The 12232-nt window shown below is 48.3% G+C and carries 10 protein-coding genes and 1 tRNA gene; 5 read left to right on the forward strand and 6 right to left on the reverse strand.

The genetic code is table 11. The annotated features are described in order from the left end of the window. The first annotated feature begins 51 nt into the window (after window positions 1-51). Window positions 52-141: transfer RNA gene (locus BN3349_RS05385), tRNA-Ser, on the forward strand. A gap of 68 nt (window positions 142-209) precedes the next feature. On the opposite strand, the gene BN3349_RS05390 is transcribed toward BN3349_RS05385, so the two are convergent. The 5 genes from BN3349_RS05390 to fdnG form a co-directional block, all read right to left on the reverse strand. Continuing rightward, a complete protein-coding gene (locus BN3349_RS05390) occupies window positions 210-1025 on the reverse strand; it encodes a pyridoxal phosphatase (protein WP_040976326.1) in 816 nt (271 codons plus the stop codon). A 184-nt stretch (window positions 1026-1209) separates the two neighbouring features. Beyond that, window positions 1210-2127, reverse strand: coding sequence for a formate dehydrogenase accessory protein FdhE (gene fdhE, locus BN3349_RS05395; RefSeq protein ID WP_040976327.1), 918 nt, complete (start codon window positions 2125-2127; stop codon window positions 1210-1212). A gap of 75 nt (window positions 2128-2202) precedes the next feature. Beyond that, entirely contained in the window at window positions 2203-2871 is a 669-nt protein-coding gene (locus BN3349_RS05400; RefSeq protein ID WP_040976328.1) for a formate dehydrogenase subunit gamma, read from the reverse strand. Further along, window positions 2864-3787, reverse strand: a complete 924-nt coding sequence (fdxH, locus tag BN3349_RS05405) for a formate dehydrogenase subunit beta (protein ID WP_032108938.1) — start codon at window positions 3785-3787, stop codon at window positions 2864-2866. Before fdxH ends, BN3349_RS05400 begins: the two co-directional genes overlap by 8 nt. Continuing rightward, window positions 3784-6885, reverse strand: a complete 3102-nt coding sequence (gene fdnG / locus BN3349_RS05410) for a formate dehydrogenase-N subunit alpha (protein WP_143933744.1) — start codon at window positions 6883-6885, stop codon at window positions 3784-3786. The genes fdxH and fdnG overlap by 4 nt, the downstream gene beginning before the upstream one ends. A 196-nt stretch (window positions 6886-7081) precedes the next feature. Between fdnG and fdhD the strand changes: the two genes are divergently transcribed. From fdhD to BN3349_RS05430, 3 genes are all read left to right on the forward strand, one after another. Then, window positions 7082-7906 (forward strand): formate dehydrogenase accessory sulfurtransferase FdhD, encoded by an 825-nt coding sequence (gene fdhD, locus BN3349_RS05420; RefSeq protein ID WP_370738131.1) that lies wholly within the window; start codon window positions 7082-7084, stop codon window positions 7904-7906. A 223-nt stretch (window positions 7907-8129) separates the two neighbouring features. Further along, entirely contained in the window at window positions 8130-8339 is a 210-nt protein-coding gene (locus BN3349_RS05425) for a cation transporter (RefSeq protein ID WP_032108942.1), read from the forward strand. A gap of 47 nt (window positions 8340-8386) precedes the next feature. Continuing rightward, window positions 8387-10621 (forward strand): copper-translocating P-type ATPase, encoded by a 2235-nt coding sequence (locus BN3349_RS05430; RefSeq protein ID WP_245853746.1) that lies wholly within the window; start codon window positions 8387-8389, stop codon window positions 10619-10621. A gap of 53 nt (window positions 10622-10674) precedes the next feature. Here the strand turns inward: BN3349_RS05430 and BN3349_RS05435 are convergent, their stop codons facing one another. Then, entirely contained in the window at window positions 10675-11604 is a 930-nt protein-coding gene (locus BN3349_RS05435) for an AEC family transporter (protein ID WP_040976332.1), read from the reverse strand. Window positions 11605-11778: 174 nt separating this feature from the next. On the opposite strand from BN3349_RS05435, the gene BN3349_RS05440 reads away from it, so the two are divergent. Further along, window positions 11779-12231 (forward strand): DUF441 domain-containing protein, encoded by a 453-nt coding sequence (locus tag BN3349_RS05440; RefSeq protein WP_040976507.1) that lies wholly within the window; start codon window positions 11779-11781, stop codon window positions 12229-12231. Window position 12232: the final 1 nt, after the last annotated feature.

The raw sequence follows: 12232 nt of genomic DNA on the forward strand, positions 1-12232 counted from the left end.
TTTTTGATTTACTCCCTCTGTTATCTGTACTATATTTTGTACAACCAAAACGGAGGAATGGTCGAGTGGCCGAAGGCACCGGTTTCGAAAACCGGCGAGGGTTTACGCCCTCCGTGAGTTCGAATCTCACTTCCTCCGCCATTTTTTGATAAGGTTGTAAGTTAAAGGTCTTTGGACTTAATAACTTACGGCTTATATCCTTACTAGTATCAAATATACTCCTCCAATGCTACTGCGATGCCGTCTTCATCATTGGAAAGGGTGGTTATGGTGGATTGTTGTTTGACGGCCGGTTCGGCGTTGCCCATGGCGATGCCGAGTCCGACGGATGTTAGCATGCTGGTGTCGTTGTGATTATCACCGAATGCCATGACGTTTTGTGGATCAATGTGCCATGTGTTAAGCAGTTCAAGCAAACGTCTGCCTTTACTGTTTCCGTTTCTGGCGATATCGACGCGATCCACCCAAGACCATTCACAACTGAAATTTTCCGGCGGCAGTTCGGCAACGGTTTGTTCCATAATATTTCGATCTGGGTGGCTGACGACAAATTTCCAGATAACTTCATTGTCTTTTTCTAATAGTTGACGGAAATCCTGTAGCTGCTGAAGTTTAGGGCGTACAGCCTCAGGACAACTGGCGACCCAGCGACTGAATTTTCGCATGTGATCATTAAGCTGTAGGTAGTTCATGGCATCTCGTGAATACATGAGTAAGTGCGTGCCGTATTTTTCTGCGACTTCGATAACCTGCTGCGCCTGTGCTTTGGATAGGGGATTGGCAATCGGCATGCTGTCGGTTTCGGCATCATAAATGTAGGTGCCGTTACAGCAAATAATCGGGGTATCCAAGCCCAGTTGATAATGATAAGGGCGAGCGGCGGTGTGATGACGACCGGTGACTAAAATAATTTTGATGCCTTTTTCTCGGGCGTTTTGAATAGCGCGTTGGCTGGAGGCTAAAATCTGTCCCTGACTGTTTAATAACGTGCCGTCAAGGTCAAAAGCAATTACCTGAAATGTCATGTTTTCCTCTCTGTCATACTTTATAGGTATACTAAGTATAGAGGCTTTGTTACTGAAAATAAACAAAAAATCGGGTGTGAGCGGGCTAAACGGAGAGTGTTTCGGGGCGCGGCTGTCTCCGATCGGTCACCGGAGACAGTGTTTTTTGTGGCTGGATATGGGGTTATGGTGGTTATCGCGCACTTTATTTAGCTTGCTGTGCAGCAAACATGAACGGATTCTGACCGCTACGCGCAAAGCCTTTTTCTTCCAGTTCAATATCCAGAAAAATCGCGGCTAAATCATCTGCGACTGGTTCGACATTGTGATCTTTTTCCTGAAAGAGAATTTTTAGATAGCTATTGCAGTCACCGCAGCTTTCTGCCCGCACCGCCGCCATTTCGTTATCTAATGTCCAGTAAGACACTTTACCGTCATGTCCGCAGTTCGTGCATTGCGCGCGCATCAGATTCCATTCGCTTTCACATAAGGAGCAGTGAAGATAGCGTAATCCTTGTGATGCGCCGAAATGCACCAAACTTGATACCGGTGCCGAACCGCAAACCGGGCAGTGATGCAGCTGCTGCGTATTTTCGAGATTATGCCCGTGCGGAATTTGCTCGGTAAGCTGAACCCAGTAAAGAGATAACGCCGCCCAGATAAACACCGCCTTGTCGGCAAGTTGCTCGGATAGATTTTGTGCCAGCAGCTCATCGGCGATTTGCTCCAATTCATCGTCGGAAGCCTGTTCAAGGTATGTAATGACGTCTCTAACTGTGTCATTTGCATCAGCTTTCAGCTGTGTGAGCAACGCGCGAAGTGCTTGGCGCCAGTATGGATCTCGCTGCCAATGGGCGGCATTAAGCGGGATATATTGATCTAATTTTTGATTTTCCAGATGATTTTTTGCCAGCGGTAGAGTCGTTAACACATTCAGCTGGGCTGCGGCAACGCTGGCGGCAAAGCGAAGATAATCCGCCAGCGGATGATTTTCAGCCAGCGCCTTTAATCGCTCGACGCGCCGGGCATAGAGGTTTTTCGGATTGGAAAACAATAATGCAGGGCGTTGATAGGAATCGCTTGCCTTTTGCAGTTCTGATTCGGGTAAAATTCGGATTGCCATAATAATCTTTGTTGTTGAAAGAAAGTGCGGTGAAAATTTTATAAATTTATAAAAATTCGACCGCACTTTTAAGGGTTATTGGGTGTTGTCCGCCTGTTTTTCAAGTTCAGGCAACACTTCTTCTTTGAACCATTTCGGGTGGTGTTTTTTCGCCCAGCGGACGGTTACCCAGCCTTCCACGATACCGCGAATTGAGCCTTTTACCCAAAATGCCATATAAATGTGTACCAAAATGCCGGTAAACAGTGCAAATGCGCTGGCAGAGTGGAGTAAAATCGCAATGCGGATGACAGGGATCGGGAAATTATGAGCGAAATATTGACGCCACATAATGATCCCGGTAGTCAGTAATGTGAACATGGCGAGGATTAACGTCCAGAACAGCATTTTCTGCCCGAGGTTGTATTTACCGTTGTAGGCGACGGCGTGTTCATTGCCGAGCAAGACTTGCTTGATGCCTTTCAGCCAGCGAATATCGTTTTTCTCGGGAATATTATGATGCCAATAAATAAAGGCAAGAATAATAAACGAGATAAACATGATGATGCCGGTGAACGGGTGCACGGCACGCGCAAGCTGCGGCGTACCGAGAATTTCATGCAACCAAGCGAAATCCGGGAAGAAGAACGCCACGCCGGTGAACATGGTCATGAAAAAGCAGATTACAAGGAACCAGTGACTTACCCGCGCCAACGGTTTATGGCGTACAATTTTAGTGTCATTGCTGAGATTTAATTTACTCATGTTTTTCCCCTCTGTCTTCTGCCTCAAACTGTTCGCTGTGATCTTCCACATCTTCCTCTTCATTCGGACCTACGGTGAGGTAGTGCGCCACTTCGGCTAATGCCAGACCGCCCATGGCTATTGCCGCAACCGGTTTGAGCACGTCTTTCCACAGTGTTACGCTGATATCAATGTGCGGATCTTTCGGCAAACCGGAATACAGCTCAGGCTTGTCGGCGTGGTGCAGCACATACATCACATGGGTGCCGCCCACGCCTTCTGGATCGTAAAGTCCCGCGTTTTCATAACCGCGCGATTTAAGATCGGCAATGCGTTTTTCGGCATAGACTTTCATTTCTTCTTTCGAACCGAAGCGAATTGCACCGGTCGGACAGGTTTTCACGCAGGCCGGTTCTTGTCCGACAGATACGCGATCCACACAGAGCGTACATTTATATACGCGGTTATCTTCAGGGTTCATGCGTGGAATGTTGAACGGACAACCGGCGATACAATAACCACAGCCGATACATTTGTCCGATTGGAAGTCCACAATACCGTTGGCATACTGGATGATTGCCCCCGGCGCCGGGCAGGATTTTAAACAGCCCGGTTCGGTGCAGTGCATACAGCCGTCTTTACGGATTAACCATTCCAGACGATCGTTTTCTTCCACTTCATTAAAGCGCATGACCGTCCATGCTTTTGCGTTCAGATCGGTCGGATTGTCATAAACGCCGACACATTTTGCATCGACGGCCGAGCGAATATCGTTCCATTCGGAACAGCCCACCTGACAGGCTTTGCAGCCGATACAGGTGCTGACATCGATCAGTTTTGCCACTTCAACCTTGTGATCGCGCGCATGGGGCGGCGGTGTATAGCCTGAGGTTGCGGAGACTTTGACGATATCCTGAGTCATTACCGATGATGTCATTTAGCACCTCCTACCGTTTCAGTCACTTTTTCAATATTCACCAAGAAGGTTTTATATTCCGGTGTTTGTGTATTGGAATCACCCCATGATGGTGTCAGCGTGTTGGTAGAGAAACCGCGGTTTCCTTTTCCGTTCAACGCTTTCATATTCCAATGGATCGGCATACCGATCTGATGGACGGTTTGCCCATTGATGGTTAATGCCTTAATCCGTTTAGTGACGACGGCGACCGCTTTAATGTAGCCGCGTTTGGAGGTCACTTTTACCATGTCGCCTTTTTCGATACCTTTTTCTGCCGCCAGTTCTTCGCCGATTTCCACAAATTGCTGCGGTTGAGCGATGATATTCAAGGCGGATTGTGCCGTCCAGCTGTGGAAATGCTCGGTTAAGCGATAGGAGGTTCCCACATACGGGAATTCGCTGCTTGAACCGATAGATTCGCGATCTTGCTGATAGATACGGGTGGTCGGATCGCTTACCACATTCGGATGCAACGGATTCGTCCCAATCGGGCTTTCTATTGGTTCGTAATGTTCCGGCAACGGTCCGCTATTGATCTTATCCACCGCAAATAATCGACCTACGCCTTCAGCCGACATAATAAACGGTCCGGTATCTGCGCCTGGTGGAATTGCACCGTAGTCGGCGACATCCATCCAGTTCCAGTTTTTACCGTTCCATTTGATCAGCTGACGTTTTGGATCCCAAGGGTTGCCGTTGATATCTAAAGAGGCGCGGTTATACAGAACGCGACGGTTTGCCGGCCATGCAAAGCCCCAGCCGATGTTACAACCCAAACCGGACGGATCGGAATTATCCCGATTTGCTGTCTGGTTGCCTTTTTCAGTCCATTGCCCCGCATAGAGCCAGTTGCCCGATGAGGTTGTGCCGTCATCGCGCAGGTGGGCGAATCCATTGAGCAATTGACCTTTTTTATACATCAGGTTGCCGTTGGCGTCATAAAGATCCTCTAAGGCATAGCCGTTGAGTTCTTTACATAATTCCTCCGCACTTGGTGAATGCGGTTGAATATAATCCCATGTCATTGCTTCAAAAGGTTCCAATCCGCGTCCACCTTCACGGTGATAGAGTTCCAGCAATTCCTCGCGCAGCATAGACAGAATATCGACGTCCGGCAATGCTTCGCCCGGTTGATCACAGGCTTTCCAGTGCCACTGCGCCCAGCGTCCAGAGTTGGCAATCGAGCCGTCTTCTTCGGCAAAGCAGGTAGTTGGCAGGCGGAAGACTTCGGTTTGAATTTCTGCCGGGTTTACATCGTTGGATTCACCGAAGTTTTTCCAGAATTCTGAGGTTTCGGTTTGCAACGGATCTAAAATAATTAAATATTTCAGCTTGCTTAAACCAGCAAGGGTTTTATTTTTATTCGGCAGTGAGTTTAACACGTTGAAACCCTGACAAATATAGCCGTGCATTTTGCCTTCATTCATTAAGTGAATGTGGGTAATCGGATCGTACACGCGCTCAAATTTCGGCAGGAAATCAAATCCCCAGCCGTTTTCTTTAGTCGCTTTATCGCCATAGAATGACTTCATTAAGCTAACAAAGAATTTTGAGGTGTTGCGATAGTAATTCACCTGATTCGGCACAATATCTTTCGGCGTAATGGCGTCGATATACTGCTCGTAAGAGGTTTCTTTATCGTTCGGTAAACGCATATAACCGGGTAATGAGGTCGGCAGCAAGCCCATATCCGTGGTACCCTGTACGTTAGAGTGACCGCGTAACGCGTTGATTCCGCCGCCCGGCATACCGATATTCCCCAACAAGAGTTGAATGATCGCCATCGAACGGATATTTTGCGTCCCGATAGAATGCTCGGTAAAGCCCAACGCATATAAATGCGTCATGGTTTTATCCCGCGCCGCGGTTTTGCCGATTTCTTCGCAGATATAACGGAAATCTTTCTGTTTTACACCGCACATTTGTTCCACCAATTTCGGTGTGTAACGCGCAACGTGTTCGCGCAGAATATTCAGCACACAGCGCGGATGCTGCAATGTCATATCGCGTTTGGCATAGCCGTTTTCGTCTAATTGATAAGACCAGCTTGATTTATCGTAACTGTTTTTTTCTTCATTGAAGCCAGAGAATAAACCGTCTTCAAATTTGTAGCCTTCGTTGATCAGATAAGATGCGTTGGTGTAATGTTTTACATATTCATGCTGAATTTTATCGTTGTCCAGCAGATATTTCACCACGCCCATTAAGAACACAATGTCCGAACCGGAACGAATCGGGGTATAGAAATCCGCCACCGCGGCTGTACGGTTAAAGCGCGGATCGACCACGATGATTTTCGCACCGTTTTTCTTCGCTTCAATTGCCCAGCGGAAGCCTACAGGATGCGCTTCAGCAGCGTTACCGCCCTGTACCAGAATAAGGTTGGCGTTTTTAATATCAACCCAGTTATTTGTCATCGCACCGCGACCAAATGATGGAGCAAGACTTGCTACCGTTGGTCCGTGTCAAGTATTCGCTTGGTTGCCTACCGGCAGCATGCCCAGCATGCGAATCCATTTATGGGTGATTAATGCCGCCTCATTACTGATTGCCGAAGCGGTCAGAATTCCGGTGGTAGTCCAGCGGTTAACCGTATTGCCGGCGTCGTTTTTCTCAATAAAGTTGGCGTCGCGGTCGTCTTTCATTAAACGCGCAATGCGTTTGATTGCATCTTGCCAAGAAATACGTTCCCATTTATCCGAACCGGGTGCGCGGTATTCCGGGTAGAGGCTGCGGCTTTCGCTGTTGACATAATCCAGCGCGCCAGCACCTTTCGGACATAACGCACCGCGGCTGACCGGGTGATCCGGATCACCTTCGATATGGAACAGTTTACTGCGTGTATTTGTGCCGGTATGAGAACTTAATGTGGTTGCCGGTTTGCCGGTGCTGTACATCAGCATACCGCAGCTTACCGCGCAATAAGTACAGGTATTACGTGTTTCTTGGGCGCGTAATAGTTTGTAATCGCGGGGAGCCGCCAGTGCCGTTGCTGGGGCAAACCCTAGCATTGCCGCAGACGTTCCTGCCATACCACCTGCACAGATCTTAAAGAATTTTCTTCTTGTGACCTGCATAATCACTCCTTGTGTAAGTAGTAGAGTTGTTTTTGCCGAAAATTCGTGTATTCGGCGAACAAAATGACGTAAATTCTTTTTCGTAGTCGGATAGATTTGATAGTATAGCGCGCTGAGCGCTAAAAATCCGAGCTAGAATACCTATTTTTTAAACAATAATCTATAACTAATTTTATGGAGTTGACGATAAAACGTGATGTGGATCACAGAAATTGCAATTAATTTTTTCAAAAAATTAACAAGTGCAGAACAATATGAAAACGCCGAAGCAACTTTTCATTATCAGCAAAAAAAGGAATCCGTGGCGGTGGAGGTGCCAGTGGCATTGGTGTATAACGGCATATCGCATACGGTGATGATGTGCTCGCCGCACGATCTGGAGGATTTCGCACTGGGTTTTTCGCTGGCGGAAGAGATCATTGATACGCCGGCGGAGATTTACGGCATTGAAGTTCAGCCGGTCTGCAACGGTATTGAAGTGCAGGTGGAACTGGCGACCCGTCGCTTCGTTGCGTTGAAAGAAAAACGCCGTACCCTCACCGGGCGCACAGGCTGCGGTATTTGCGGTACGGAACAATTAAATCAGGTGTATAAAAACTTGCCGATTTTACACCGCACTTTTTGCTTCGACTTAAATCGGCTAGATGCTTGTTTGCAACGGCTTTATAACGCGCAGACGCTCGGTAAACAAACCGGCGCGACTCATGCCGCGGCGTTTTTTACTCCGGACGGTGAACTACTGGCGGTGCGCGAAGATGTCGGGCGGCATGTGGCGCTGGATAAACTGCTGGGTTGGCATGCTAAGCGTAATCCGCCCGCAGGCTTTGTACTAGTTACCAGCCGTGCCAGTTATGAAATGGTACAAAAAGCCGCCACCTGCGGTATTGAAATGCTTGTTGCCATTTCTGCCGCGACGGATCTGGCGGTAAAAATGGCGCAGCAAAGTCAGTTAACGCTGATTGGTTTTGCCCGCGAGGGGCGTGCGACCGTTTACAGCGGAAAAGAGCGGTTGATTTTTTAACTGAATTTAACCTCTTTCATTTAGCGTGCCGAGAATATTCGGTGTCTTACAACGGAAATAATGAATACGAACGCAGTGCTGCGGCGTTCGTTATCGCAATTTTGCAGATAATATCCGTTAAATGTATATTTTTCGTTAAATACCGCTTGACCTTAACCTAAGGTCAAGCTTTATGCTACGCAGCGAAAATTGATCCCAGTTAACTCATTTAAGGAGAACAGAAATGACAACAACAGTTTTAGCATTAAGTGAATTATCCTGTCAGCATTGTGTGAAATCGGTGACTAAAGCCTTACAAGCGATTGACGGCGTAAAAAGTGCGGAAGTAACCTTAGAACGTGCGACCGTGGTCGGTGATGTTGACCCGCAAGTGCTGATTAATGCGGTGATTGATGCGGGTTATAAGGCGTCATTGGCAAACGCGGCAAAGTAGCTTCGCTGCCCGAAAAGACTACCGAAACGGTGGTCAATTCCGATCCAGTGGCAGCGGAAGATCATGGGGAGCAGGTTACATTATTGCTTGACGGATTAAGCTGTGCCGCTTGTGTGCTGAAAGTGCAGAAAGCGTTGCAAGCGGTGCCGGGTGTCGATCATGCGCAGGTTAATCTGGCGGAACGAACTGCACTGGTCTTCGGACAGGCGCAGCCGAGCTCGCTGATTGATGCGGTAACCGAGGCGGGTTACGGCGCGGAGCTTATTGAAGATGAGCAGATCCGCCGCGAAAAGCAGCAAATCCAGATCCGGCGTGAGATTTCTCGACGGAAATGGCAGGGGATTGCCGCGCTGATCGTCGGTTTTGGATTAGCCTTGTGGGGCTTGTTCGGGGATATGGCGGTGACCGAACAAAATCATTTTCACTGGCTTTGGTTGGGGCTATTAACCTTGGCGGTCATGGTGTTGACCGGCGGACATTTTTACCGGAATGCCTGGCAAAATCTGCGTAAAGGCAGTGCGACGATGGATACGCTAGTGGCGTTAGGCACGGGAACTGCGTGGTTATATTCCATGTTCGTTTGCTTGTATCCGACATTTTTCCCAGCAAGTTCACGGCATCTGTATTTTGAATCCAGCGCGATGATTATCGGCTTAATCAATATCGGTAAAATGCTGGAAGCCAAAGCCAAACAGCGTTCTTCCAGCGCATTGGAACGTCTGCTGGATTTAACGCCGCCGACGGCGAAAGTGGTGGATGAGCTGGGCGAGCGGGATATTCCGCTGCAACAGGTGCAAAAAGGGATGATTCTGCGTTTGCAAACCGGTGATCGGGTCTCGGTGGACGGCATTATCGAGCAGGGTTCCGGCTGGCTGGATGAAAGTATGCTGACCGGCGAACCTTTAGCGGTGGAAAAACAAGCGGGCGATAAAGTCAGTGCCGGTACCACGGTAACGGACGGTACCCTGTTATTCCGTGCCGAACAAATCGGCAGCCAAACCACGCTGGCAAATATCATCAGACTGGTGCGTCAGGCGCAAAGTAGTAAACCGCAAATCGGGCAGATAGCCGACAAAGTTGCCGCCGTGTTTGTGCCGGTCGTTATCGCAATTGCGCTGATTGCCGCGCTCATTTGGTATTGGATCGGTCCGCAACCGCAATTGTCTTATGCCTTGGTGATTTTTACCACTGTATTGATTATCGCCTGTCCGTGTGCATTAGGTTTGGCGACGCCAATGTCGATTATCGCCGGTGTCGGGCGGGCGGCGGAGCTTGGCGTACTGGTGCGTGACGCCGACGCGTTACAAAAAGCCGCCTCTGCCGATACGGTAGTTTTTGATAAAACCGGAACTTTAACTAAAGGTGAACCGCGCGTCACCGGCTTGCAGTGCTTTAACGGATTTAGTGAAGTGCAGGTGAGCGCACTTGCCGCAGGATTAGAGCAAGGCGCAGGGCATCCGCTGGCGAAAGCGGTTCTGACACTGGCGCAGGAAAAGCAACTACGGCTGCAAAATCCAAGCCGCTTCAACACCTTAAAAGGGTTAGGCGTCAGCGGTGATATTGATGGCAAAAACGTATTGCTGGGTAACCGCACTTTAATGCAGCAGCAACACATTGATATTAGCGCTGCCGCCGAATTTGCAGAAGCTGAGAGCGCACAAGGCGCAACAGTGGTTTATTTGGCGGCGGATCAACAGCTGGCGGCAGTTTTTGCCATCCGCGATCCGCTACGCGAAGATAGCGTTCATGCGTTGCGGCGCCTGCATAAACAGGGCTATCGTTTGATTATGCTGACCGGTGATCAGGAAAAGACCGCACAGGCAATCGCCAAAGAAGCGGGCATTGATCAGGTGATCGCAGGTGTACTGCCGCAAGGCAAGGCGGAAGCCATTCAACGCTTGCAACAGCAGGGCTATAATGTGGTGATGGTCGGCGATGGGATTAATGATGCGCCCGCTTTGGCACAGGCTGATGTCAGTATTGCCATGGGCAGCGGCAGTGATATTGCTATTGAAACGGCGGAACTGACTTTAATGCGCCACAGTATCAGCGCGGTGGCGGACGGGTTAATTCTGTCGAAAGGGATTTTGCGCAATATGAAACAGAATCTGTTCGGTGCTTTTGTGTATAACGTGCTGGGCATTCCGATTGCTGCTGGCGTATTGTATCCGCTTGCTGGCATTTTGCTCAATCCTATGGTTGGCGGCGCTGCTATGGCGTTTTCTTCCATTACCGTGGCAACTAATGCCAATCGATTGTTGAAATTTAAGGTTGATGAATAAGTTTCAATGCAGAAAAGTTCCGTCGCGAAAAGAGCGAAATTCCTCGCTCTTTTTTAGATGAATTGATACAGCGCAATAATCAACGGCATGCTAATCACACACAGTAGTGTAGTGACTCCGTAAATTGCACTGGCTTTAGCGGCGTTTTTATTGAAAATCAGCGCCATTTGCGTCACTGTTGCCGCCGCCGGGCTGGTGGTGGCAAGAAAACTTATCATCGCAATGGTCTCACCGTTTTCCACCCAGCGTGATACGCCGCTCAGTTTAATCAGTAACAGCAGACAAAGCGGTACTAGAATCAAGCGTAAAAAGGTGACTAAATAAATACGTTTTGACGAAAAAATGGTACGCAATGGAATGGCGGCAATCAACATACCGGCGATAATCATCGCATTCGGTCCAATCATTGCCCCGACGGCGGACAGCGTACCGGTGATAATTCCCGGCAGTTTAATCTGAAAGGCGAATAAGGTGACGCCAATAAAAATAGACAGAATATTGACATTTTTACACACCATTTTCAGACTCAGATTAGATTTGCCGCACAGTAGGATACGGCAGTGCGTCCAGAATAAAAATGTCTGCACCACAATAAAACAGCTGGCATAAATTACCCACTCTTGCCCGAACAACGACGCGACCAGCGGAATAATCAGATTGCCCGAATTGGAATAAATGGCGGCGGCTTGCTCCAGCGGATCCAGTTTAAACAACCGTTTAAACAGCTTGCCGAGCGTAATCAGAATGGCATGCAAGACCACCGCCATGCCCAGTGACAGTAACAAACCGTTTAAAATTGCTGGCGTATAGCTGATTTGAAAGGCATTGATCATCACTGCGGGGCTGATGATATACAAGCCGACTACCGACAACGGGTAGCTGTCTTTGGAACTAAGGACTTTGGATTTTACCAGCGCATAGCCCATTAATACTGCCAGAGTGAGCTCGGTAATTTTTGTCGCCAGAAGTAGTGCAATTTCCATAAAAAAGTGAATGGCTTGTCGGAATGGGATTCATACTATACTTTTTTGCACCAAAATGAAAATAAAACCGCAGAGGCGGGTAAAAATTGTTATAATTTCGCAGATTTAGACCGCACTTTACCTGCCTTTAAAAGTGCGGTCGGTTTTTTCACAGAATTTCAAGGTGTTCATTGTATGTCATTACAATTTAATTCCATCGCATTATTGCTGGTCGTGCTGATTTTGCTCGGGGTGCTGGGCAATAATAATTCCATTACTATTTCCGCTACTGTATTGTTATTGATGCAGCAGACTTTTCTGGTTAAATACATTCCGTTTATGGAAAAAAACGGCTTGAATATCGGCATTATTATTCTGACGATCGGCGTGCTAAGCCCGATTATTTCCGGCAAAATTCAGCTGCCCGGCTGGGCTGCTTTTGTGCATTGGAAAATGTTTTTGGCAGTTGCCGTCGGCATATTGGTGGCATGGCTGAGTGGGCGCGGTGTGAGTTTTATGGGCGTTAATCCTATTTTGCTCACCGGGCTTTTGGTCGGCACCATTTTGGGCGTCGCATTTTTCGGCGGTGTGCCGGTTGGACCGTTGATTGCGGCGGGTATTTTATCTCTACTGCTGGGAAAAGCTTAAA

This window comes from Necropsobacter massiliensis (genome assembly GCF_000827595.2).
Lineage (GTDB): Bacteria > Pseudomonadota > Gammaproteobacteria > Enterobacterales > Pasteurellaceae > Necropsobacter > Necropsobacter massiliensis.

Excerpts from the sequence above, each read along its gene's own strand:
- BN3349_RS05440 (WP_040976507.1), top strand. The coding sequence starts at position 11,779 with ATGTCATTACAATTTAATTCCATCGCATTATTGCTGGTCGTGCTGATT.
- fdxH (WP_032108938.1), bottom strand. The coding sequence starts at position 3,787 with ATGACATCATCGGTAATGACTCAGGATATCGTCAAAGTCTCCGCAACC.
- BN3349_RS05425 (WP_032108942.1), top strand. The coding sequence starts at position 8,130 with ATGACAACAACAGTTTTAGCATTAAGTGAATTATCCTGTCAGCATTGT.
- fdhD (WP_370738131.1), top strand. The coding sequence starts at position 7,082 with ATGTGGATCACAGAAATTGCAATTAATTTTTTCAAAAAATTAACAAGT.
- BN3349_RS05400 (WP_040976328.1), bottom strand. The coding sequence starts at position 2,871 with ATGAGTAAATTAAATCTCAGCAATGACACTAAAATTGTACGCCATAAA.
- BN3349_RS05390 (WP_040976326.1), bottom strand. The coding sequence starts at position 1,025 with ATGACATTTCAGGTAATTGCTTTTGACCTTGACGGCACGTTATTAAAC.
- fdhE (WP_040976327.1), bottom strand. The coding sequence starts at position 2,127 with ATGGCAATCCGAATTTTACCCGAATCAGAACTGCAAAAGGCAAGCGAT.
- BN3349_RS05435 (WP_040976332.1), bottom strand. The coding sequence starts at position 11,604 with ATGGAAATTGCACTACTTCTGGCGACAAAAATTACCGAGCTCACTCTG.